21 protein-coding genes, 1 pseudogene and 1 riboswitch are annotated in these 24593 nt (G+C 40.3%); of the genes and pseudogenes, 14 read left to right on the plus strand and 8 right to left on the minus strand.

Translation table 11 applies throughout. The annotated features are described in order from the left end of the window. Nucleotides 1-75 precede the first annotated feature (75 nt). On the minus strand, nt 76-2013 hold the full coding sequence (locus tag AC6BKE_RS18365; RefSeq protein ID WP_499857608.1) for a GTP-binding protein: 1938 nt from the start codon (nt 2011-2013) through the stop codon (nt 76-78). A 182-nt stretch (nt 2014-2195) separates the two neighbouring features. After that, nucleotides 2196-2382: riboswitch (cobalamin riboswitch) on the plus strand. A gap of 163 nt (nt 2383-2545) precedes the next feature. Between AC6BKE_RS18365 and AC6BKE_RS18370 the strand changes: the two genes are divergently transcribed. The 3 genes from AC6BKE_RS18370 (at nt 2546) to AC6BKE_RS18380 (ending at nt 6326) form a co-directional block, all read left to right on the plus strand. Beyond that, nucleotides 2546-3538 (plus strand): ABC transporter substrate-binding protein, encoded by a 993-nt coding sequence (locus AC6BKE_RS18370; protein ID WP_036122387.1) that lies wholly within the window; start codon nt 2546-2548, stop codon nt 3536-3538. Nucleotides 3539-3588: 50 nt separating this feature from the next. Beyond that, a complete protein-coding gene (locus tag AC6BKE_RS18375) occupies nt 3589-4266 on the plus strand; it encodes a precorrin-3B methylase (protein ID WP_499857610.1) in 678 nt (225 codons plus the stop codon). Nucleotides 4267-4337: 71 nt separating this feature from the next. Further along, complete coding sequence (locus AC6BKE_RS18380; protein WP_499857611.1) at nt 4338-6326, plus strand: S9 family peptidase; 1989 nt, start codon at nt 4338-4340, stop codon at nt 6324-6326. 97 nt (nt 6327-6423) lie between these two features. On the opposite strand, the gene AC6BKE_RS18385 is transcribed toward AC6BKE_RS18380, so the two are convergent. Next, nucleotides 6424-7620 (minus strand): class I SAM-dependent rRNA methyltransferase, encoded by a 1197-nt coding sequence (locus AC6BKE_RS18385; RefSeq protein ID WP_036126168.1) that lies wholly within the window; start codon nt 7618-7620, stop codon nt 6424-6426. A gap of 62 nt (nt 7621-7682) precedes the next feature. Then, nucleotides 7683-8600, minus strand: a complete 918-nt coding sequence (locus AC6BKE_RS18390; protein ID WP_499857613.1) for an alpha/beta hydrolase — start codon at nt 8598-8600, stop codon at nt 7683-7685. A 161-nt stretch (nt 8601-8761) separates the two neighbouring features. On the opposite strand from AC6BKE_RS18390, the gene AC6BKE_RS18395 reads away from it, so the two are divergent. Both AC6BKE_RS18395 and AC6BKE_RS18400 read left to right on the plus strand, forming a co-directional pair. Next, nucleotides 8762-9238: a dihydrofolate reductase gene (locus AC6BKE_RS18395; protein WP_089932176.1), complete on the plus strand. Its 477-nt coding sequence runs from the start codon at nt 8762-8764 to the stop codon at nt 9236-9238. Between the two features lie 58 nt (nt 9239-9296). Beyond that, nucleotides 9297-9791, plus strand: coding sequence for an HIT family protein (locus AC6BKE_RS18400; RefSeq protein WP_499857615.1), 495 nt, complete (start codon nt 9297-9299; stop codon nt 9789-9791). A 13-nt stretch (nt 9792-9804) separates the two neighbouring features. Here AC6BKE_RS18400 and trhA read toward each other — a convergent pair whose 3' ends face one another. After that, on the minus strand, nt 9805-10440 hold the full coding sequence (gene trhA / locus AC6BKE_RS18405) for a PAQR family membrane homeostasis protein TrhA (RefSeq protein ID WP_036126159.1): 636 nt from the start codon (nt 10438-10440) through the stop codon (nt 9805-9807). Between the two features lie 275 nt (nt 10441-10715). On the opposite strand from trhA, the gene AC6BKE_RS18410 reads away from it, so the two are divergent. The 5 genes from AC6BKE_RS18410 (at nt 10716) to msrB (ending at nt 14475) form a co-directional block, all read left to right on the plus strand. Then, complete coding sequence (locus AC6BKE_RS18410; RefSeq protein WP_036126157.1) at nt 10716-11558, plus strand: DegV family protein; 843 nt, start codon at nt 10716-10718, stop codon at nt 11556-11558. A 434-nt stretch (nt 11559-11992) separates the two neighbouring features. Further along, the gene (locus AC6BKE_RS18415; protein ID WP_230593921.1) at nt 11993-12922 is read left to right on the plus strand and encodes a GDSL-type esterase/lipase family protein; all 930 of its coding nucleotides are present in this window, start codon (nt 11993-11995) and stop codon (nt 12920-12922) included. Nucleotides 12923-12926: 4 nt separating this feature from the next. Beyond that, a complete protein-coding gene (locus tag AC6BKE_RS18420) occupies nt 12927-13508 on the plus strand; it encodes a YpmS family protein (RefSeq protein WP_499857617.1) in 582 nt (193 codons plus the stop codon). A gap of 12 nt (nt 13509-13520) precedes the next feature. Next, nucleotides 13521-14054 carry a peptide-methionine (S)-S-oxide reductase MsrA gene (msrA, locus tag AC6BKE_RS18425; protein WP_499857618.1) on the plus strand — a complete coding sequence of 178 codons (534 nt, stop codon included), beginning with the start codon at nt 13521-13523 and terminating at the stop codon, nt 14052-14054. After that, the gene (gene msrB, locus AC6BKE_RS18430; RefSeq protein ID WP_036126147.1) at nt 14047-14475 is read left to right on the plus strand and encodes a peptide-methionine (R)-S-oxide reductase MsrB; all 429 of its coding nucleotides are present in this window, start codon (nt 14047-14049) and stop codon (nt 14473-14475) included. The genes msrA and msrB overlap by 8 nt, the downstream gene beginning before the upstream one ends. A gap of 771 nt (nt 14476-15246) precedes the next feature. Here the strand turns inward: msrB and AC6BKE_RS18435 are convergent. Further along, nucleotides 15247-17088: a methyl-accepting chemotaxis protein gene (locus AC6BKE_RS18435; protein ID WP_036126144.1), complete on the minus strand. Its 1842-nt coding sequence runs from the start codon at nt 17086-17088 to the stop codon at nt 15247-15249. Nucleotides 17089-17339: 251 nt separating this feature from the next. Between AC6BKE_RS18435 and AC6BKE_RS18440 the strand changes: the two genes are divergently transcribed. Both AC6BKE_RS18440 and deoD read left to right on the plus strand, forming a co-directional pair. Continuing rightward, a complete protein-coding gene (locus AC6BKE_RS18440) occupies nt 17340-17552 on the plus strand; it encodes a YozE family protein (protein WP_036126142.1) in 213 nt (70 codons plus the stop codon). Between the two features lie 213 nt (nt 17553-17765). Beyond that, a complete protein-coding gene (deoD, locus tag AC6BKE_RS18445; protein ID WP_036126140.1) occupies nt 17766-18473 on the plus strand; it encodes a purine-nucleoside phosphorylase in 708 nt (235 codons plus the stop codon). Between the two features lie 421 nt (nt 18474-18894). Here the strand turns inward: deoD and AC6BKE_RS18450 are convergent, their stop codons facing one another. The 3 genes and pseudogenes from AC6BKE_RS18450 to AC6BKE_RS18460 form a co-directional block, all read right to left on the minus strand. After that, nucleotides 18895-19134 (minus strand): hypothetical protein, encoded by a 240-nt coding sequence (locus AC6BKE_RS18450; protein WP_036126137.1) that lies wholly within the window; start codon nt 19132-19134, stop codon nt 18895-18897. Between the two features lie 311 nt (nt 19135-19445). After that, the gene (locus AC6BKE_RS18455; RefSeq protein WP_499857621.1) at nt 19446-19796 is read right to left on the minus strand and encodes a hypothetical protein; all 351 of its coding nucleotides are present in this window, start codon (nt 19794-19796) and stop codon (nt 19446-19448) included. 306 nt (nt 19797-20102) lie between these two features. Then, a pseudogene (locus AC6BKE_RS18460) lies at nt 20103-21050 on the minus strand (beta-propeller fold lactonase family protein); the annotation flags it as partial. Between the two features lie 488 nt (nt 21051-21538). On the opposite strand from AC6BKE_RS18460, the gene AC6BKE_RS18465 reads away from it, so the two are divergent. Both AC6BKE_RS18465 and AC6BKE_RS18470 read left to right on the plus strand, forming a co-directional pair. Further along, nucleotides 21539-23137, plus strand: coding sequence for a helix-turn-helix domain-containing protein (locus AC6BKE_RS18465; protein ID WP_499857623.1), 1599 nt, complete (start codon nt 21539-21541; stop codon nt 23135-23137). 118 nt (nt 23138-23255) lie between these two features. Next, nucleotides 23256-24224 (plus strand): ABC transporter substrate-binding protein, encoded by a 969-nt coding sequence (locus tag AC6BKE_RS18470; protein ID WP_342535677.1) that lies wholly within the window; start codon nt 23256-23258, stop codon nt 24222-24224. The last annotated feature ends 369 nt before the right edge of the window (nt 24225-24593 follow it).

Here is a 24593-nt window from a genome sequence, read left to right on the forward strand (position 1 = left end):
CAGGGTAAATACTCTCGCTCGAAGCAAGTAAACACCCGCGCAAGCAAACGGCTTCGCTCGAGCAGGATCACCTACTTACAGACAATGCATGGCTGCTTGTGCCTCGTGCCAAGGAACAGAATATCCTTTGCCCTTCGCACAAAAGATGCTGGAGGAGCTGTATTCTGGGTCGGCATTTTTATCGTAGCCAATCTGTGCAATAACTGCCTCTGCATTATGACACACATCATAGCCATCAAATTGGAGTGTGAGTGCGCCCTTACCATTGGTATAGGCCGCAAAGGTTGTGCTATAGCTCATTAGGGTGGCGACGGGCGCTCGTCCCGTTAGCACAACATCTGTTTCGGATAAGATGGGGTCATCGAATGTGCCAGCAGCTTGCTGTATGTCGCTCATCATGCGGCCGATAAAGTCGTTCGAAGCCTTCATTTTAAAGCGATAATAGGGTTCAAGCAGGATGTTCTGTGCTTGCTCAAGTCCTTGACGTAGCGCACGGAAACTAGCTTCTCGGAAATCGCCGCCCGATGTATGTTCATTATGTCCGCGACCTGTTAGCAGTGTAAAATGAACATCTGTCAGAGGGAAGCCTGTGAGTAAGCCATGGTGATCACGCTCAAACAGGTGCTTTTCAACAAGGCGTTGGTTGCCTACCGATAAATGATCCGCATGGCAGGCATTGCTAAATGTATTACCTACTCCTCGCGGATTGGGCTTCATTAGTAAATGAACTTCTGCATAATGCTTGAGGGGCTCAAAATGACCATAGCCTGTCACCGTCGTCACAATGGTTTCCATATATAAAATTTGGGGCTCGCCAAAGGAGACCGTTAATGAAAAACGCTTCATTAACACTTCTATCAGTACCTCCAACTGAATAACGCCCATAATGTGCACATGGATTTCCTGGAACTTTTCCTGCCAAACCACACGTAAGGAAGGCTCTTCTGCTTCTAGTAAACGGAAAATTTGTAACACTTCCTTGATATGCTGATGGCCCTCATATTGAACCTTTGCCTGTAGCGTTGGGACAAGCTCATAGGGCTGTGACAGCATAGTAGTGCCGATGCGGTCTCCAATATTGGCCTGACTAAGTCCTTTAACAGCAAAAATCTCTCCCGCTTCAACCTTTTGGACGGTATCAAAGCGACTGCCATTATAGAGGCGAATTTCAGTCACTTTTTCTGTCACTTCTTCAAACGAAAATTCATCCCGAACATGTAAAACGCCCTTGATAGCCTTCATAAATGTTAAACGCTGGTGGCCGTCATGACGAATTTTAAAAACCTCCCCCTCAAACGGTGCATTCACTTCAAAATGGGTGTCTGTTAATAGAGGGAGCTGGGCAAGCAATTCCTTGATGCCCTCATCCTTTAGGGCAGACCCTGTAAAGCAGAGGAAGGCACATTCCTTTTGAATCATGGTCTGTAGCTGAGTAAGACATTGCTCATGCTCCAATGACTCATTCAAAAAGGCATCGAGCAGCTCTTCATTACGCTCAGCCAACCATTCCATGATGCTGCTTGAAACATAATCAGTACGAAGCGGTTCATCGACGAACAGCACCTGCTGGGAACAATCCTTGCGGAGCTGTGTCATAACGGCCTCCACATTGGCTCCTTCGCGATCAATTTTATTGATAAAGAAGAATGTTGGGACATGGTATTTGCGTAAAAGCTGCCACACGGTTTCCGTATGACCCTGTACGCCCTCGACCGCACTAATGATAACAATGGCATAATCCATCACACGAATGGCGCGCTCCATCTCAGGGGAGAAGTCGACATGCCCTGGTGTATCAATCAACGTGTATGTATCGTCGCCTATGTTCATGCGACCTTGCTCGGCAAAAATGGTAATACCACGCTTGCGCTCTAGCTCATGATGATCGAGAAAGGTATCCTGATGATCCACTCGACCACGAGCTTGAATGCTTTGTGTATGAAAAAGTACTTGCTCAGAGAAGGTTGTTTTACCTGCATCCACATGCGCAAGTACACCAATTGTTTTGTACATAACATATCCTCGTTTCTATCTATAGCTATCTTTTCATTGTAACAGAATACTAGCCTATATATTTCTTGTAAAATAGTTCGTATTTTTGTCGAAATAGTGCTAATATAATGATGATTATATATTTAGCAATATACTACTGATTGAGCTACAAATTTTCTTCTGCTAGTCTATCAATAGTATTAACCATTATAGAACGTATTGGTGCAAATGGCATTTGTCATTTGCTTAAAAGGGAAATCGGTGCAATTCCGATGCTGTCCCGCAACTGTAAATGGGGAGTCTGTACAGCATGCCACTGTAGTTTAACTATGGGAAGGCGTATAGATGATGAACCTAAGCCAGGATACCTGCCAGTATGTGTTTTTTGACTAAGAACCACGAGGATGGGGATAGTGATAAAGGTAATGTACCGTTTTTTCACTATGCTACTCTCTTGGCGACAAGAGGGTTTTTTTATGCCCTTCCCACGAATCCTGGTAGCAAAGAAGTCTTTGATTTCTTTCTATAGATGAACAACAAAGGAGAAAAGGACATGAAGAAATGGAAAAGTTTATGGCTGGTGATGGTCATTGCCTTGGTCGCTGTTTTAGGGGCTTGTAATGCAAAGGACAAACCTGAATCAGCAGCGCAAGATGAGAAGGTTGAGCCATCTGAGGCAGCAACGGAAGTAACCATTGACAATAATGAAACAACTCAAACATATAAGGAAGCACCTACAAAAGCGATTAGTTTAAATCAGCATGTGACAGAGATTATGCTAGCGCTAGGCTTAGAGGATTCCATGGTAGGCACAGCTTACTTAGATGATAAAATCTACGAGCCCCTACAAGAAGCATACGATAAAGTGCCTGTGCTTTCTGATCAATACCCAACGAAGGAGCAAGTAATTGATGCCGAGGCTGATTTCTTATATGCAGGCTGGAAGAGTGGCTTTGGTGAAAAGGGTGTTGGAACACCGGAAGAGCTTGAGGAGTTAGGCATTCATACGTATTTACATACGGCTTCCAATATGACAAAGCCAACACTAGAGGATATTTTCACTGATATTCGTAATATCGCAAAAATTTTCCGTATTGAGGATCGTGGAGAAGCCTTAATTGAGCAAATGACGCAAGATGTGGAGGCAATTCAAGCTAAATTACCAAAAGATAGTGAGAAATTACGTGTTCTCGTATTTGATAGCGGTGAAAAGGATGTCTTTACAGCTGGTCAAAACTTTATGAATGAACTAGTGTCAATCGCTGGTGGTCAAAATATTTTTGGTGATGTGGAATCAGGCTGGACAACCGTGTCGAAGGAAGATGCGGTAGACCGTAATCCCGAGGTAGTTGTCGTGATTGATTATGGTGAAACAACGGCCGAACAAAAGATTCAATTCTTAAAAAATGATCCAGCATTAAAGGAGATGGAAGCTGTTAAAAATGATCGCTTTGTCATCCTGCCACTGTCAGCTGCGTCTGAAGGCGTTCGTGCGGCAGAGGCTATTGAAATTTTAGCGAAGGGCTTCTATCCTGATAACTTTTAAAATTCCGAGCTAGCATTGTGCTAGCTCCTTTTTCATAAGGAGCGATATCAATGAATGCATTTCAGAAAAACGTACCAGATCAAACATTTGAAACACTTAATCGTCATGGCGAATTTACACGCTTAGCTGTCAGCCCAGGTATTATTAATAAGCATTATACGCCTGCACAATTTCAAAAAATAGCAGAGATTGTTGGCGAAAAGGGGGCGATTAAGTATTCGGCCTCCTATAGTATTTTAGTGTCCATTCCAACGAGTGCTGTGACAGAGGCTATGCAAGCCTTACGAGAAGTGGGTCTTTATGTTGCACCATCAGGACCCATCATCGCGATGAAGGCCTGTGATTTTTGTGATGGTGAAAAGATGGAGGCTGCTCCGATAACCGAACAGCTTTATCATGCTTTAGAGGGGATCGAGGTACCTGCAAGAGTACGTGTTAACATCAATGGCTGTGCGTCAGCCTGCTACAATGCAGTCTATGATGATATTGGACTCGTTTATCAGCAGGAGAGCTTTGATGTTTACTTAGGTGCTGTACCGATGGGGGCAAAGGCGCAGGCGGGCACGTTATTTGCGAAAAAGGTAGGTGTCGAGCACATTGAAGATTTTTTGCTACAAATGATGAACCTTTATAAGGAACATGCTCGTCCGAATGAACCCTTTTTTAAATTTTATCGCAGAACAAAATCAACCGAATATTGGGAATTAGTAAAAAAATCAATTAACTAGCAGGAATATTACTTAGGGTGTCGAAGTATTGTAGTAGAGTACAGAAAATGACAATACAAAGGAGCAAGAACATGACATCGAAACAAGGGATTCAAACAGAAGATCTTTACCACTTGAAATCAGTAGCCGATCCACAGCTCTCACCTGACGGGACTGAGGTAGTTTATGTTGAGACACGTATTGATGAGAAGAAAAAAGATTATGTCTCGAATTTGTTTTACATAAACCTGAAGAACAAAACACCACAGCAATGGACATTTGGGGAGGATAGAATAAGTTCTCCTATATGGTCACCTGATGGTAGTCAAGTTGCGTTTTTATCCACTAGAACAGGCAAGTCGCAAATTTATATTCTTTCAAAAGCAGGCGGAGAGGCAAAGCAGGTGACATATTGTAAAAATGGTGTGACATCACCTGTGTGGTCACCATGCGGCAAGAAAATGGCCTTTTCTATCAAGCTAGGTAAAGATGAAACGATTTTGGATAAGGTAACGGATGAAAAGAAAGAAGAAAAAGAACTAAAGCCTCTAGAAATAGACAAGATGAAACATAAATCGGATGCTGCAGGTTTTTTGGATATGGAGCAGTTTAGTCAAATTGCGATCGTCCATTTAGAATCGGGCGAGTTAGAGCAAGTGACGAAAGGAAACAATCATGTCCATCTTGGTACATGGTCACCTGATGGTCAATATATGACGTACTTAGCTGATGTAGCAGAGGATACAGATTTTTCATTTAAGAGCGATATCTATTTATTAGATGTAGAAACAAAGCAAGCGCGTCCGTTAACAGAGGGAACAGGTATGTATTACCAAACGTCATGGTCTCCAAACAGTCGCTTCATCTCTTTCATAGGTAGTGAAAGAGAATTTGAAAATGCTACACAAGCAAAGCTATGGCTCTATGATTTGCAACAAAATCTGCTGACATGTGTAACAAGTGAATTTGACGCCCCTATTGGGGATTTTGCAATCGGCGATTTTCTTCAAGGTGTGGTGTCACCACGTGTTCAATGGTTGAATGATAATCATAGCTTCTACTTCCAAGTAACAGATCACGGTAATGCTGCGATTTATTTCGGAAATATAGATGGTGAAATCTATCCAGCTATTCACGATGATCAATATGTCTATGGTTTTTCACTTGATGCACAACATGATCAAGCAGTCGTAGCCATTAGTACAACGACGAATCCTGGCGATTTATTTTTCGTCAACCTAAAAACGGGTGAAAAAGAACAGCTGACGTCCATCAATGAAGAATTTTTAAAGACGAGAGCATTAGCTGTTCCAGAAGCCATTGAATTTGAGGGAGCAGAGGGCTGGAAGGTAAATGGTTGGATCATGAAGCCAGTTGGTTATGAGGAAGGGAAAAAATATCCTCTAGTGCTTGAAATTCATGGCGGGCCACATGCGATGTATGCCAATACTTATTTTAATGAGTTCCAAATTCTAGCTGCACAAGGATTTGCGGTGCTATATACGAACCCACGTGGCAGTCATGGCTATGGTCAAACGTTTGTTGATGCAGTGCGTGGTGATTATGGTGGCAATGATTATGAGGATCTAATGGCGGCTGTGGACTATGTGCTGGAGCACTATGATTTTATTGATGCAGACCGTCTCGGAGTGACAGGTGGGAGCTATGGCGGCTTTATGACCAACTGGATTGTTGGCCAGACGAATCGCTTTAAAGCAGCTGTGACGCAGCGCTCTATTTCGAACTGGATTAGCTTTTACGGTGTCAGTGATATTGGGTATTACTTTACAGATTGGCAAATTCTTGCGGGACTTGACGATATCGAAAAGCTTTGGCATCATTCACCGCTGAAATATGTCAATAATATCGAAACACCATTGCTCATTTTACACGCTGAAAAAGACTATCGCTGTCCAATTGAGCAGGCGGAGCAATTATTTATCGCCTTAAAGCATCGTAAAAAAGAAACAAAATTCGTGCGCTTCCCTGAGTCCAATCATGAACTGTCAAGGAGCGGAAAACCAACTTTAAGAATCAATCGACTTGAATATATTCGCGATTGGTTTGTGAACTATCTATAAGCAGTATTCAGGGGTGACTTAAGAAATGAATTTCTTAGGTCACTTTTTTATATAAAAAGACAGAATCATAAAGAAATGATTCTGTCTTGAATTCCTGTTAGTCCATTTTTTGAATAAAGACGACCTTCAAATAATTAAATTCAGGGTATTCACGTGAAACACGGAAATCCTTTGGTAAACCGTATTCCTCTACAATTTTATAGCGTGTACGGGTTTCTTTAAATGCTTGGTCAATAAAGCCTTTGAACTTTTTCATCCCAAAGCTAGCATTATTTGTGGAAGCGACAATGATGCCATTTTTAGCGGTAATAGCAATGGCATCCTTCAGTAATTTAGGGTAGTCCTTTGCTGTTGAAAATGTCATTTGCTTCGTACGGGCAAAGCTAGGTGGGTCTAATACAACAAGATCAAATTGTAAGGCGTGACGCTGCGCATATTTAAAATAATGGAAAACGTCCATTACTTTAATATCCTGTGCTTCATAATCAATTTGATTCACACTGAATTGCTCAATGGTTTTGGCAAGACTGCGTTTAGCTACATCCACACTTGTTGTTTTCATGGCGCCTCCTAGAGCAGCTGCCACTGAAAATGCTCCTGTATAGGAGAATGTATTAAGCATGTTTGTATGGTTTGCATAACGTTCACGAATAGCCAAACGTACCTCGCGTTGATCTAGGAAAATCCCCGTCATCGCTCCGTCGTTTAAATGAACTGCGTATGTCATACCATTTTCCTTCACCATGATTGGAAATTCACCAGGCGTGCCCGTCACAAAATCATCCTGTTCAATATACTGCCCTTTGCTATCAAAGCGTTTTTTCTCATAAATAGCTTGGTAGTTCACCGTCTCAGCAAGCGCCTCATACACGACATCTTTCAAGGAGTAAATGCCCTCACTATACCAGCTCACCATGTAGTAGCCATTAAAAAAGTCAATCGTGAGACCGCCGATGCCATCTCCTTCACCATTAAATACACGAAAGGCTGTTGTGTTTTCATTGTTGAAAAATGCTGCACGATTGTCGATGGCTTTTTTGAATTTTTTCATGAAAAAAGTCTTATCGATGGTTTCGTTCACATCAGTTGTTAGCACCCAGCCAATCCCTTTATTTTGAATACCGTAGTATCCTGTACCAATAAAACGATTATGGTGATCCATGAGCTTGAGAAGCGTACCTTGCTCAGCAGGTAGGCGTCTTGCATCGACCGCATCCTTTGAAATAAGTGGATAGCCTTTTTTTAATTGCTCGGAATAGGGCAGTTGTATTTGTAATGTCATTGTTTGTGTCATCATGTCATCCTTTAAAAAACGTTTTGCTCTATTATCGCACTGTTTGAGCTGGATAGCCAAACTTATTTCAAGAATTCCACAATTTTTGCTACCGTTTCGTTTGTGGCATCTTCAAAATAATTCATTTTACTGAAATAACTATGAATTAAACCTGGCATTGTGACATGTTCTACTGCAACGCCACTAGCTTTTAGTTTTTCTGCATAGCTTAGTCCTTCATCATAGAGAACATCGGCCTCAGCAGCTATGATGATTGTTTTAGGCATGTTACGAACATTCTCTAGCTGAAGAGGGGACACGAGCGGGTTTGTAAAGTTTGCTTCATCTGTATAATGCTGAGAGAACCACTGCATGCCCTGTGCATCTAAGCCGTAGTTTTCACCAAAAAGCTGATAGGATTCCGTTGTAAAGTCGACATTTGTCACGGGATAGATTAGTGCTTGAGCTTGTAACGCTGGACCACCCAATGTAGTAGTTAAGTAAGCAACAACGGTAGCTAAATTTCCACCTGCACTGTCCCCAGCAACAGTTAAGCGATTGACATCTCCACCAAAGGCTTTGATATGCTCAGCCACCCATACTAAGCTATCGTAGGCATCATATAAGGGAGTTGGGAAGGGGTATTCTGGTGCTAAACGATAGTCTACTGATACGACAATCGCCTGTGCTTGGTCTGCTAATAGCTGACAGCCTGCATCGACAGACTCTAAATTGCCGTAAACCCAGCCACCACCATGGTAATAAACAATGACAGGTAATGTTTTGTCAAGGACAGGCGTATAGAAACGAAGTGTAATGTCAGCTCCATCTCGCACCGTAATATTGTAATCTTTGATGGATGCTAGCTTTGGTCTGTGTGGTGATTGCCAAAGCGTAGCTGTGCGCATTGCTCTTGCTTCCTGTGGGTTAACTTGGTAATAAGGTGTGCCCGTATGCTGGGCTTCAATATAATGAACAGCTTCTTTTCTTAAAGTAGTCATCTTCATCATTCCTTTATCGTGACGTTGGATATCTCTATTATAAACTATTCATATAATTTTACTAGGATTTAATTTTATAAAAAGAAAATTCATTCATAAATGAGGTGAAATACGCTCATTATGTTTATAATAAAAAAGATGAAAGTATTTGGAGGGACAGTATGATTTCTTTAATTGTGGCACATGATGACAACCATGTCATTGGTTATAACAACGGGATGCCTTGGCATTTACCAGGAGATTTGCAGTATTTTAAAGAGAAAACAATGGGTAAGCCGATGATAATGGGACGTAAAACATTCGAATCCATTGGTCGTCCACTTCCAGGGCGTCGCAACATTGTCATTACGCGCGATGAGAACTACCAAGCGGATGGTATTGAAATCGTGACAAGCTTAGAGGAAGCATTAGCACAAGCTGGAGATGTATCTGAAATCATGATTATTGGTGGTGAGCAAATTTTCCGTTTAGTGATGGAGAAGGCAGATCGTTTATATATTACAAAAATTAATCATGCCTTCCAAGGAGATACCTATTTCCCAAGCTATGAGCAGGATTTTATTGAAATATCATCAGAAAAGCCTGAAACAGCACCAGAAGGCTATACATTCCAATATCAAATTTTTGAACGTAAATAGTGGTGAGACAAGCGCGGTTTTAGTAGACCGTGCTTATTCTGCGTTTAGGGGAGATTCGATGGGAAAAATAACATTATTGAGTGGAGAAATGGCTCATGTTGATTGTTTGAGCTGTGCAATCACAAGTGGACAAATTGAACCCAATGGAGGTGTTGTCGTTGAAACGGATTATTTTCACGCTCACCAGGATGTAGCGTACCCCATAAAGGGATTAGTCATTTTAGCTTCAAAACGTCATATTCATGGCTTCGATGAATTAGAAGAACATGAAAAAATGGACTATATTAACCTCTTAACAACAATTAGAAAGGCTCAAAGGGAAGTATTAGGTATAGAATATGTTTATTACTTTTACAATGAAGATACGACACACCACTTTCATACTTGGATGGTGCCTCGCTATGAGTGGATGAATGGATTTGGGCGTTCTGTTGAATCCCTGAGGCCAATTTTACTGCATGTTAGGCATAAATTGAATGATGAAGAGAATGACAAAGAGGTAAAGGAAGCCATTGCGCTTTTACGAGAATCCATAAAAAAACGCTCCTTATGAAGGGAGCCTTTTTTTATAAATAGAAATAGACACAAGCATACATAGAAGCACAGCCCGCCAGTACAAAAAGGTGCCAAATCGCATGGTTGTAGGGTAGGGAGCGCCATGCATAAAACATTGCTCCAATGGTATAGAATAGCCCACCTGCTAGCAGCAAAGCAAAGCCATAAAAACCTAAGTAGAGATAAACGGGCTTAATGGCGAAAATAATTAACCAGCCCATACCAATATAAAAAATCAAGGAAAGTACTTCGAAACGATTAATAAAGAAACATTTAAACAGTACACCGAGTACAGCGAGTGACCAAATAATACATAATAATGTCAAGCCTAGTGTGCCACCAACAGCAATTAATAAAAACGGCGTATAGGTGCCGGCAATTAAAATATAAATGGACGAGTGGTCCAAAATAGCAAAAAAGTGTTTATATTTTCCTGGCATACTGTGTAGCAATGTAGACATTAAAAACAAAATGATGACAGACGCACCAAAAATGCTAAAGGTTGTAATATGTAGTGCATTTCCTGTTTGGACGGCTGCTAACAATAAGACAACCAGTGCCGGAATACTAACAACGAAACCAATACCGTGTGTAATGGCATTCCATAGCTCTTCTTTCCATGATTTATAGTCAAATGAATCCACCATTTGAAACACTCCTTTCGTTCATGTATTTACTATACCCCAATAATTTATTCTTGAACATTTACATTTGTCATATATTTCATATCAAAAATGTCATAAGGCTGTCATATTCTTTGAGGGGCATTGATAGACAAGAGGTGGGCGAAAACGCTATAGTATCCAAGGTAGCGTTTACATGCAAGTTAGGACAGGGCATTACCTAATGACAAATGTCATGTTTACATAATGATTCATTAGTCTATATAATAAATTTTAATGAAGTAAAAGGATGTGTCGAAGTGGGACGAATTCATATAATAACGGACTCAACTTGTGATTTAACAAAAGAAGAAGTAGCACAACATGGCATACATATCGTGCCTTTAACGATTCAAATTGATGGTCAAACATATACAGATGGTGTGGATTTAGAGCCACAGTCTTTTTTAGGCTTAATGAAAAATGCGAAAAATTTACCGAAAAGTTCACAGCCAGCTCCAGGGAAATTTAAAGAATTATATGATGAGCTTGGAAAAGATGGGGATCGAATTATCTCCATCCATATGACAGGTGGTATGAGCGGAACAGTGGAATCGGCACGCCAAGCGGCACAAATGACAGACGCTGATGTAACGGTCATCGACTCACGCTTTATAGCGATTGGTCTCGCTATTCAACTACGTGAAGCCATCCGCATGCGTGATGAGGGCGCAACCGTAGAGGAGATTGTGGCACGTCTGGACAAAGTACGTGACAATACCTACCTATATGTTATTGTAGATACGCTTGAAAACCTAATTAAAGGTGGTCGAATTGGTAAAGGAAAGGGCTTTATCGGTTCACTTCTAAACATCAAAGTCATTGCCAACCTTGAAGGCGGCGTTTACAACCCTGTATCAAAAGTACGTAGCCATAAGCAGGTAGTCAATTACTTATTTAAACAATTTCAAGAAGACACAGCTGGAAAAACAGTCAAGGCAGTGGGCATTTCCCATGCAGATGGCCTATTAACGATGGGCAATCCATTAAAAGCCTTAATCGAAGAGACGGGTTTTAACGATGTAGAAATTGCATTCACATCCCCCATCATCTCGACACACACAGGCCCAGGAGCCATCGGTTTTATTTATTTTGCAGAATAATAGTGAGGAGCTACTACATAAGTAATTGTAGTGGCTTTTTTTCATGCTTAGATCATATTGGACACATTCGAGAGATGAGCGTTTTGTACGACTGCACTCTAAATAAGAGCGCTTTACCGCTAAAGAAGAGTAGCTTCGCATTTGCCTCAAGGCTGAGCGGCTTCGAATGAGGCATGAGCACATTTGCCTCAAAGCTGAACGTCTTGGAATCAGATGAGAGTACTGCCATCAAAGGTGAGCGACTTTACTCGAAATAAAAACACTTCACCACCAATCATGAACAAACACTAGCTATTCCTATTATAAAGCCACATTACCCAGTGAAGAAACTTGGCGGGAGCACAAAATTATGGAGAACTAAGGGTTAGTCACTTTTCATTGCGGCATGAACTATTCTATAATAGAAGTAATAGAAAGGGATGGAAGGTGGTCAAATGGACATTTGGCGATTTATGTTGTCGTGTTTGACCGTCTTAGTACTAAGTGGTTGTGCAATATCAATCGATGAACCGAATCCGCAAGCAGAACCTGACGGTGAGCAAGCAGGGACGGAGCAAGATATGACGCAGGATGAGCAACAAACAGAGGATGAGGAAAAACCCTCTAAGAATATGTTGACACAAATATTTGAACATTTTTTTGAGCCATCAGCAGAGGATTTATCGCAAATTGATGAAGAACAAGCAAAGCAACTACATTACTTGGCACTTGGAGATTCATTAACAGATGGTGTCGGTGATGAGTATAGTCAAGACGGTTATGTTGGAAGATTAGCAGATTCATTGCTCGCATGGCCCTCGATTTCAGATGTAGATGTTGATAATCGAGGCAAACGAGGTAGACGCAGTGATCAACTACTAAAATTAGTGAAAAAAGGGCATTATGATGAAGAGTTGCAAGAAGCACAGCTAATTTCCTTAACAATGGGTGGCAATGATGTCATGAAGGTCGTCAAGCAGGATTTATTTAACTTGAAGCGGGACGCTTTTGATAAGGAGCTGCGAGCATATAAAGAACGTTACAGCAAAATCGTAGAAGGCATTCGTGCAAAAAATCCGACAGTGCCCATACTACTCATTGGTTTTTATAATCCATTTTCAATTGTAACCAATGAGGCGAATGAATTTGATACAATTATCACAGAATGGAATAATGTGATTGAAGAAGTAGCAAGCAAGGATTCCAATGCTTGCTATGTATCAGTAGAAGATTTATTTGATTCAAATGAAGAGCTCGTCTATCATACAGATTTTTTCCACCCGAACGCAAAGGGATATGAAAAAATGACAGAGCGTATATTAGCAGCAATGGAGCAGTGTGGTATGGAAAAAAAGATTAACAAGGCAATAGGCTTCGAGGAGTGACAAAATGAATAAATGGAAAGTCGCGTTTTTCGCCTTAGCAGGCACAGTGCTTTTTGCAATCCTCCTCGTCGTTTTTTTAGCAACTAGACCAGTGGATGGCGTCAACGTTGCGAAGAGTTCAGCAGGTGAAAGTGAAAGCAAAGGGAATGTACTCGTTGTGCAAACAACAACAAAGGAATTAGAATCGATATCGAAAAAGTATTTAAAGGATGCAGCGAAGGGCTCACCTTTACCGCTTGATTTTACAATTGGCAATGATATTCAATTAAGAAGCACCCTAACGGCATTTTATACGGAAGTTCCGATTTCCATGAATTTTGAACCGATTGTAGATGACAAAGGCAATATTATTTTAAAGCAGACGAGAATGAATGTTGGACTACTGAAAATTCCACCAGAAACGACTATGAAAATTATGCGCGATTCGGTGAAATTTCCTTCATGGATTACGGTGCATCCGAATGAAGCGGAAATTTATATCGATTTATCCCGCATCAACATCGCTTCAGGATCACGTGTCCGTGCCAAAGAATTAGACTTACCAAATGATAAAATTCTATTGGAAATTATTGTTCCTGGTGAATAAGGAGTGAAAACAATGGCAAAGCAATACGCAACCTTTGCAGGGGGCTGTTTTTGGTGCATGGTCAAGCCCTTTGACGAAACACCTGGCATTGTCTCAGTGCTATCAGGCTATACAGGTGGACATGTTGTCAATCCTACCTATGAACAGGTATGCTCTGAAACGACAGGTCATGTAGAAGCTGTACAAATCGTTTTTGATGATGAATTATATAGCTACGAGCAATTACTAGCGATTTTTTGGACATTGATTGATCCAACTGATGCAGGAGGTCAATTTTTTGACCGTGGAGAGTCTTACACAACGGCCATTTTCTATCATAATGAGGAACAACGTGAGTTAGCAGAACGCTCGAAGGCAGATTTAGCAGCGTCTGGGAAATTTGATAAACCAATCATGGTAAAAATCCTGCCAGCCAGCACCTTTTATCCGGCGGAGGATTATCACCAGCATTATTATAAGAAAAATCCAATGCACTATGAGCGCTATTCGATTGGATCCGGTCGCAGAGCGTTCCAAGCGCATCACTGGGGGAATAAACATGAGTAAAGAACAACGTTTAAAAGAATTAACAGATATGCAATATTACGTCACACAGGAAAATGGCACTGAGCCCCCATTCCGCAATGAATACGATGATCATTTTGCAGAAGGCATCTATGTAGATATTGTCTCAGGGAAACCATTATTCAGCTCACTGGATAAATACAACTCAGGCTGTGGGTGGCCAGCTTTCACCAAGCCGATTGAAAAAGAGCAAGTAACCGAGCTTTTCGATACATCCCACGGCATGCGTCGTGTGGAGGTGCGCAGTAAAGAAGCCGATTCCCATCTAGGACATGTCTTCCCAGACGGTCCAAGTGAGCAAGGAGGCTTGCGCTACTGCATTAACTCAGCAGCGCTCCGATTCGTCCCCAAAGAAGATTTAGAAAAAGAAGGCTATGGCGAGTATCAATCGTTATTTAAATAATCCAATCCTAGCAAGGTAGCTCTTGCTAGGATTTTTTTGTTTTAATCTTAAGGTGATGAATTTCCTGATGAGGAGGAACTTGCAAAGTGGAAGGATAGACTTTGCAGATTGAAGGATAAAACGCTCAGATTGGTGGATAGAAGCAGCAAAGTAGAGGATAGAACCCATAAATCGATGGATAGAAGCAATAAAGTGGAGGAAAGCCCTGCAAAATGAGAGGAGAGTCAGCAGAGTGGAGGATAGAACGCTCAGATTGGTGGATAGAACCAGCAAAGTAGAGGATAGAACTCATAGATCGATGGATAGAAGCAATAAAGTGGAGGATAGCTCAGCAAAATGAGAGGAGACTCAGCAGATTGAAGGATAAAACGCTCAGATTGATGGATAGAACCAGCAAAGTAGAGGATAGAACTCTCAAATCGATGGATAGAACCAATAAAGTGAAGGATAGCCCAGCAAAATGAAGAGAGACTCAGCAGATTGAAGGATAGAACGCTCAGATTGGTGGATAGAACCAGCAAAGTGGAGGATAGCTCAGCAAAATGAGAGGAGAATCAGTAGATTGAAGGATAAAACGCTAAGATTGATGGATAGAACCAGCAGAGTAGAGGATAGAACTCATAAATTGATGGATAGAATCAACAAAACGAAGGATAGCCCACCATTTCAACAGAGAATCCTTTATTTGAATGATCGAATCTTCAAATTGAAAGGATAGCCCCTCAAAATGAAGGAGGAACCAGCAAAATGCTGGATCCTCCTTCGAGTGGCTTATACTTTAAATTCGCTCACTAGGTTACGTAAGCTATCTGCTTGTTGGGCGAGCTCGGTGGCTGCTGCGTTGATTTCCTGCATGGATGCGGAGCCCTGTGTTGCGGCTGCCGCTGAGGTTACCGTGTTGGCTGCTGATTGCTCGGCATAGGCATTGACATGCACGAAGTCACTTGCTACGGCATTGCTAGAGTCAAGTGTAGTCGCAATTTTATCTACCATAGCTGCGATAATCGTCGTTGTTTCCTCTGTATGCGTTAAAATATTGGCTAAGGATTGGTTCGTTTCATTTGTTACTTCCACGCCTCGGATAACAGTTGTCACTCCTTCATGATTTTGGGCAATGATTGACGTAACTTCCTGCTGGATGGACGTCACAATCGTTGTTACTTCTTTCGCTGCGCTTTGTGATTGCTCTGCAAGCTTGCGAACTTCATCTGCTACAACTGCGAAGCCTCGTCCATGTTCGCCAGCGCGTGCCGCTTCAATGGCCGCGTTTAATGCGAGAAGATTTGTTTGCTCAGAAATGGCTGTGATGGTGCCGATAATCGATGTGATGTCGGCAGATTTACGACCTAATGCTTCGACCGTGGACGTTGTGGAAGCCATCGTTTCTTCAATGGATTGCATAACAAGCGAGGATTGTTCCACAGAGCGGCTGCCTTCATCGGCTGCTTGCTGCATAGCGACAGAGGCACGATGGACGGCACTTGCTTGTTCATTTAATTGATGGACGGCATGCTCTAAGTCGCTCATCTTTTGCTGGGCACTATTCATACTTGAAATCGTATTGTCACTATCACTGGCAATATCAGCTGTGGCATCAGCAATATCCTGAATCGTTCGTGCATTTTCATCAGCTAACGACATCAGCTCCTGGCTACTGCTTGATACATGATCCGCTAATTCACTGACACGGCGAATTAAATTAGAAATTGACTCGATTAATGTATTCGTCGAGGCCGCAATGATTGAAAATTCATCACGATTACGTACTTTTACACGTCTTGTCAAATCGCCTCCTGCCTGTGCAATATCAAGGATGGAGTCATTAATAGCCTGTGTATTTCGTTTAAGTGATTTAAAGAGCATATAACCAAAAATGATGATTGCTAAAAAGCCAACAATTGACACGATAAAGAACGTAGTAATGGAAAGATTGACCTGTTGATTAAGCTTGTCTAATTTGGTTTTATTCGACTCGTCCATGACCACATTAATAGATTCAATATTGTTATCGATATGTGTTTTCATCGTTTCCCCGGTGGCACCCATCATGAGCTTACGGGCTTGTTCAAGTCCGAGTTCGTCGCGCATCGTCATGACTTTGTCTGAATAATCTAGGTAATTTTTATAATATTGCTCAATGGCCTGCATATGACTTAGCTCTACTTGTCGTTCTTGAAATTGTTCTTTTAAGGCAGACAGCTTTTTGTTAATAGTATCAATTTTCATATGATAAGAAGTAGAATAAATACCATTACCTGTAATTAAATAGGATTGTTCTAAATTTGTTAGTCGAGCAATTTCATACGCAAGCTGATTGACAGTTAACTGCTCTTGGACGTTTTTCTTCGTAAAGTCTTCCATTTGCTGCTGCAAATTTTGTATATTGACATAAGACAATATACCCATGATGCCGTTAATCACAATAAGCAGTGCAAACATAATAAGCACTTTGCCCCGAATTAAATGGTAAAAACGTTGTCGTTTTACTTTAATAGGAGGGGGATTGTTCCCGGGTTCTTCTTTTGTAGCAGCTTGCCTTTTCCTCAAAAAGCTAAGCATAAAGAGAGACGGGCGTTTTTTCGCTGTATTACGAGTTTTTTGAGTTTTTTTCATCGCCATCACCTTCCTATTTTTTTCAATAATCGATTTCAATTTTATCTTATTTTACTAGATATTTCTATTATTATTTCTAAAAATTTAAATTTTTCAGATAAAATACACCGTGACTAAAGTCAGTATTGTCCGAGAAAATAGTTCTAAAAGCATGAATAGGTAAAATATCTTAGTGGTGGGAATTATGACGAAAGCTATTTTTTTTGATACACTAGCGAAAAGCCATTGTTTTAAAAAGGGGAAATTGTTTCATGAAAAAAAGTTTTTATTTGTATGTATTAACATTCCGAGGAGGTGATTGGTCAGACCCTAAAGTTCGCTTTGCAGAGGAAATGTTTCAGGAGCATAATTTTCCAAAACAGAGCACAGACTTTCATGAGCTGTCCGACTATATTGAATCCTACGCTACGGAAAACTTAACAATCGAAACATTCGATACTTTATGGGCGCTTTATGAGGAATAAGCTTGCTTGTATGAAAAGATCGATGATGCTTCGGCGAATTGGCGTCCAGATTTTTCGGGCAAAAGAGTAGAAGTTAACCTAAGCGCTTTATGTTCTGAACTGCGTTGCTGAATCAAGATAAATATTTTTAGTTGCTAGACGTCTAGCATTGCGTAAATGACAGAAACACAGTATTATTTATAGTGATAACTGACAGAAAAGAGGGATTGTAGTATGAGTATTCATATTAATGCAAAAAAAGGTGAAATCGCTGACACAATTTTACTTCCAGGAGATCCATTGCGTGCAAAATACATTGCAGAAACATTTTTAGAAGATGTAATTTGCTACAATGAAGTACGTAATATGTTTGGTTATACAGGTACGTATAAAGGTAAACGTATTTCTGTACAAGGAACAGGTATGGGTGTGCCATCTATTTCTATCTATGCAACAGAATTAATGCAAGAATATGATGTGCAAAAATTAATTCGTGTAGGTACTTGTGGTGCAATTCAAAAGGATGTTAAAGTGCGTGACGTCATTTTAGCGCAAGGCGCAACATCAGACACACGTATGAACCAAATCATTTGGGGTGGTGCTATCGACTTCGCACCAATCGCTGACTTTGACTTATTATTAAAAGCTTACAACGCAGGTAAAGAGGCTGGTCTTAACTTACAAGTAGGGAATATCTTCACAGCAGATTTATTCTACTCAGACGAGCACCAAAACGAAAAACTAGCACAATATGGTGTGCTAGCTGTAGAAATGGAATCAGCAGCCCTTTACACATTAGCTGCCAAATTCGGCCGTAAAGCACTTGCAGTTCTAACAGTAAGTGATCATATTATCACAGGCGAAGTAACAACTTCTGAAGAACGTCAAACAACGTTCAATGACATGATCGTGGTAGCGTTAGACGCAGCGATTCAAGACTAAGCTTACCAAGGGTTTATTGAATTGGACTAAATTTCAAAGGACTAACCTTTAAAGACTTATATGAATGGCCTATTAGGTGACTGAGTAAATCAGAGCCTAATGGGCTTTTTAAATCGAAGTGATTTGAGGAAGCATTACATAAGGACTTGTCTGTAACGACTGCTATTTTAATTTTTGGATAGGTTGAAAGTCACTTCTGATTACACTTTCATTTTTATCGCTTTACTAATTAGTAAAATTCCTAAAATACATAAACTCCCAGATAAAGCATGAAGGATTATATTCCATCCTTCACTGACATTCTGGAAATATTTGATAGATAAAGCTACACCATATAAGCATAATAATATACCCCAAATTCCTCTAAACAATTTCATATAATTCCTTCATCCTTCTTTAATTTTTAATAATGGCTATTACTTTAATTACTCTTATTTTGATTCGTACTAAAAATACTGATAAACGATACTACGCACAGCAGGAACAGTAAAAATAATCTTAACCAATCCATGGAATGCCAAAATTCTCCACCACTAACAATAGAAGGACTTGTACCATACTCATCAACATAAATACCTAAATTCCAAAATAATTTAAGCGAAATAAGTAATGAGAAAAAACTTAGTAAAAATACAGCGATTGATAAAATCGGTTTCTTCATTTTAAATCCCCTTTTGAATAAAATTATTAACTAAATACCACCTAATTTTACCATAAATAACCGTTGTATCAATAAGCTGGTGTGCTTCTTCTTTTTCAAGTGCCACAGAACAGCATTGAGCGAATCGAGATACATTAAGATGGATAATTAGTTACGTAATTTGCTCTCTGCTGTTACATTAAAACCTTGCATTAATGGCTTTATTGGATTGACACAGCAAGCGGTTTATGGACTGATATGTGAGAGAGCCTGTGCGAGCATAACAAAAGGACTTGCCATTAGCAAGTCCTGTTTAAATAATAGAAAACTCATTATTGTAGACCAAATTCTTCTTTCATGCCTAATGTACCGTTATAAAAAATTAATTGAGCAGAACCGCCACTAGCTCCTTCATACCAATAGGTCTCTGTTGTAGCATTGGGTGTAGTCATATCTCCTCCAAATTCACCTATACCTAAAATGGATTCTACTTCCTCGAGAGACATTCCCTTCACAGTTGCCTTAACTGCGTTCACGATAAGATTTTGTGCTATTTCCACCCAAAATTGATTTGCTTCATCCAGTGCAGACTCTAAATAAAACTCGGATTCAAGTTCAGCAACAGCAACTTCTTCTTTATTAACAGCCTCTATTTTTTTTAAAAACCTATCAAAGAACCCCATTAATTGCACACCCTCTAATTTTATTGATAAATGATTTTAGTCATTCTGCTTATTTGCTAAATAAACATTTTGTCTATTATAGATGGTAACATAGAGGAACATAAAATAGTATATAAATGGTAAAAACGAATGAGACTTACTACTATTCCAAAACTAGATGAGCATTCAACGTTTTAGCATTCGCTCATTACATCATGATATAGGCAACCAACTCTAGACGACCATTTGATTAAGATGGTCGTCTAGAGTTGGTTGCTTTTTCTTTAATTTGACTTGCTACTTCTTGTTCGCCAAGGGTGTCAAAAGCTAGTTGCAGATGGTGCCCGTTTTTATACCAGTAGGACCGTTAAATCCAGGGATTGTAGCAATGACCATATTGGTCGCTATATCGATAACAGACACTGTATTGTCCACTTGGTTCGTGACATAGGCAAATGTTCCATCAGGCAAAATCGTCACTTGGTCAGGAGATGATCCTACAGGAATTGTAGCAATCACCGTATTAGTAGCTATATTGATAACCGAAACCGTATTGCTACCTTTATTGACAACGTAAATAAGTGTTCCATCTGGTGTAATGGCTGTTCCTACAGGTCCTGTGCCCACAGGGATTGTAGCAACTACTGTATTGGTTACAGCATTAATGACGGATACGGTGTTGCTATTTTCATTTGTCACGTAAGCAAACTGTCCACTCAATGTGAAAACAATGGATCTTGGGCGAATGCCGACAGGGATTGTAGCGACCACCGTATTAGTAGCTGTATTGATAACAGATACTGAATTTGAATTTTCGTTTGCAATATAAGCAAACGCGCCATTTGGAGTAAAAGCAATGCCTTGAGGCTGGAGCCCTACTGGGATAGTTGCGGTTACAGTATTAGTGGCTGTATTGATAACAGATACCGTGTTAGATCCATGATTGGATACATAAGCAAGTGTTCCATTCGGTGAAATGGCGACACCTAAAGGATTAACCCCTACTGGAATGGTAGCGATTGGTGTGTTTGTGGCAGTACTAAAGACCGTAACATTATCCGAGAAGAGCGCTGGAACATAACCAAATGCTCCGTTTGGTGTAATCGCTACTTCGAGAGGAGCAGATCCTACGGGTATGTTTGCGACTATCGTATTTGTCGCCGTATCAATCACAGATACTCTATTATCAGGCAATACTAGCTGACCAGCGTCTGTCACATATACGAGATAGTTACAACTTGGTGGTATCGGTAAAAATGGTGGTTTACATTTACAACGACAACAAGGACAGCAACAACGACAATGACAATTTGGATTTGATTTTAGCTTGAATTTTTTTAAAGATTGATGTTTTTTCTCCACACGAACACCCTTCCTAACATATAGTGATACTATATGCGTACAGAATTGGGCTTACTGTACGTTCACCTAATTCAAATACTTCTGAAAAATATGGTGGTTGTATAGGATGGTTTGATGAAAGTGATAAAGATAAACTTCCAAAATCAGCATTTTGCCTATTAGGTGAAGGAATTTCTTTCAGTATATTGGGCTTGTATTTCCTTCTAGCAGTATGCCCATCAATGCTTTCACCTTATTATTAATAACGGGTTTTGTTGAAAAATTCCAAATATCGAGAATATACCATATATAAGCAAAGCTGATTGATTTTAAAAGCCTTTTGGATTTTTTATGGTAGATTATAGTTTAGTTGTTTTAAAATAATATTCAGCACTATATATGACAGGGGAGGGTCTAGGAAGATGCTAACATATGAGCTTCTGGATTTAAGACTTCTAGCGGACGAGGGAACACTGAGTCCCGCTACGCTGACAGGGTTATTTCCAATGATTATCATTCCTACACAACCGATAGTTATTCGAACAGAGCAACGTACTTGTCGTATAGGAAAAGGGCAATTCGTCTTGCTTTTGTACCCAGAGAAGGACAGCCATATCGTCCCGAGCACTAGCGAAGGATTTGCGCCAGTTTACAGCATCTCATTTAATAGTTATCGATTGGCTAAACGTGAGAAAGAAGCGTTATTATATGTGATTGATACAGCCCATTTGCCTGCGCATGGGCAGGTCATGGAATTTCCTCGATATGCGGTAGGGCTGCTGAAAAATTTGATAGGGCAGTTTTCTCAAACGCAGAAACTAAATGCTGCCCCTAAGCTCCATTTGCTTCTGCACGAGTTCCTCGATACGATTTTTGAAAGAAAGAGTATTGATAACAGTTTTGTGACGAACGATCAAGCTATTCAGCAGGCTGTTACATATATCAAACAACATTTTGAAGCACCGCTAACACGTTCTTTTATGGCCAACATGACAGGCTTTAACGAAAGCTATTTCTCCTCGCTGTTTAAGAAGGAAACAGGGTGGAGCTTTGCTGAGTATGTGAATCAAATTCGGGTTGACCAAGCGAAGCTTATGCTACTTGGAACAAATGACAAATTGCAGGATATTGCGTTGAAAACAGGATTTGCAGACGGCTCGTATTTGGGAAAAACTTTCACCAAGTATGTTCATCTTTCACCTAGTAGCTTTCGCAAGAGGAAGCAGAGCAACCGTATCGTTAGTATACAATTTCTTGGGGCATTACTCGCATTGGGAATTCAGCCTCTCGCTACAACACGAGAGCTGCTTCAATCATCCCAGCTATTGCACAGACGATTGCCGAACATAGTAGAGATAGAATCTTTTGACCAAATAGAAGTGATACATCAACTAGCCCCGGAGTTAATCGTGGCACCAACCTATTTTTATAACTACCCTGAAGTAATGAAAGCACTCGAACAAATTGCTCCTGTTCTGACGATTCCATGGGGACAGTTAGACAAGCTTGAAGAGGTGCGACTGCTTGGGACACTCCTTGGGCGAACACAAGAGGCTGAAGATTGGATTGCGCAGCTACAGCAGTCCGCCATAGAGGCAAGAAAAGTCATCACACCATTTCTTCAGTCAGGCTCAACAGCAGGTATCTTTGAATTAAGTCACGATAACTTATGGCTGATCCCTTATCTATCGGTGCGCTCCGCCTACACTTTATACCAGCTATTAGGACTACGAGCTCCTCAGACCATTCAACAGGAGGTACTTCAACCTGGTAAACATCTGAAAGTTAAAGAGCAGGATTTGCCCCTGTATGCGGCCAATCATATGTTTTTGATCGTACCTACTGATGATACAGAATCTTTCCGCACCAAACTGATGCAGCGTTCCGTGTGGCAGCAGTTAGTGTATGAACAAGGCTGCCAATTACACTTACTTAAGCTTAATGAATTTTGGTTTGATGATGGTCTGTCTTTGGAGATTCAACTTGATGTAATAGTAAAATTGTTCACTAATCAAAGTTAAATCCAACAATTTTCCCTATGCAACATCCAATTTATAGGCGTTGTCCTTGTATAAGACTGCCTCTATAATGAATATATCATCGCGAATGATAATCATTATCAAACAAGGAGGTACAATCTTGTACTTACATAAGGTGTTAAAATCAATAGTATTTCTTGCTTTACTCGCTATACTGACGGCTTGTGGCAATGCCAATGACAGCGCCGATTCCAATACTAATAAGGACATTTCCAAAACAGCTGAAACAACAGAAGCAGCTACAAAAATAATCAAAACACAACGTGGTGATATTGAAATACCACGTCAAGCAAAGCGGATTGTAACAGACGGCTATTTACCAGAGTTACTTGTGTTAGGTATCAAGCCAATCGGCTCTACCCAATGGGATTTGGAGAACAAAGTAATTCAAGATCAGATTGATGGCATTGAAACCACTGGGGAAAGATCATTGGAGACAATCGTTCAGCTGAAACCGGATTTAATCATCACTTGGGTGGGTGATGAAAAGATTCTTCAGCAGTATGAGAAAATCGCACCTACGCTTGCGCTCCCTTATAGCTCTTCAGGTGATATTTATGAAATAATGCGTCTTTTGGGCGATGCTTTGGACAAAAAAGATGAAGCCGAGCAATGGATTAAGCATTTAGATAAGACCGCAGAGGAAGCACGAGCACAGCTTGCGAACATTATTAAACCCGACGATACTTTTGCACTTATGGGCGTTTTTGTAGTAGATAAAGGATTTTATATTTATGGTGACGGAGGCTATAGGGGTGGTGAAGCCATCTACAAACATCTTCAATTAAAGCCACCAGCGAAACAACAGAAGGAAATGATTGGGAAAGAGTCCTATCGACAAGTTTCGTACGAAGTCATTCCTGAATATGCTGGCGATTATATTTTCATCGATCAGGGAGATTTAATCTCAGAAGTATGGGGTGAGAGTGAGGGACTTTGGAAGTCACTAGACGCCGTGAAGAATGACCGAGTGTTCAAGCTGGACCCAGATTTATTCTGGGGCAATGATCCAATATCATTAGAGCTGCAAATCAAAGAAGTAGTAAAAATGTTAACTAATAAACAATGAGAATGACATACATCATTAAAGGCCGCTCGTGATGAGTGGTCTTTATTGTTGTTAGATAAAAAATAAATATACATTTATTTGTAAAAAAAATGAAGCTTTACGGTACAATGAAAAGAGGCTTACTAATAGCAACTCTTTTGGCAGTAAGTGCAATCTTTATTTATTGTAATAAATTATTTTATCCTCCTTTGCCAATCGACTCCCTCACATCAAAGGAAGCCATACAAAAATTAAATACATTTCCCTTTGATTTAGTGGCGCTCTTCGATGATAAGAATGTAACTTGGTACATCCCAGCAAAAATAAGAATGACAAACAATAGGTCCATCATACACCTTCTTTCTATTTTTACGATCATTGTAACAGGTA

The sequence above is a fragment of the Lysinibacillus sp. COL-1 genome, from assembly GCF_059814265.1.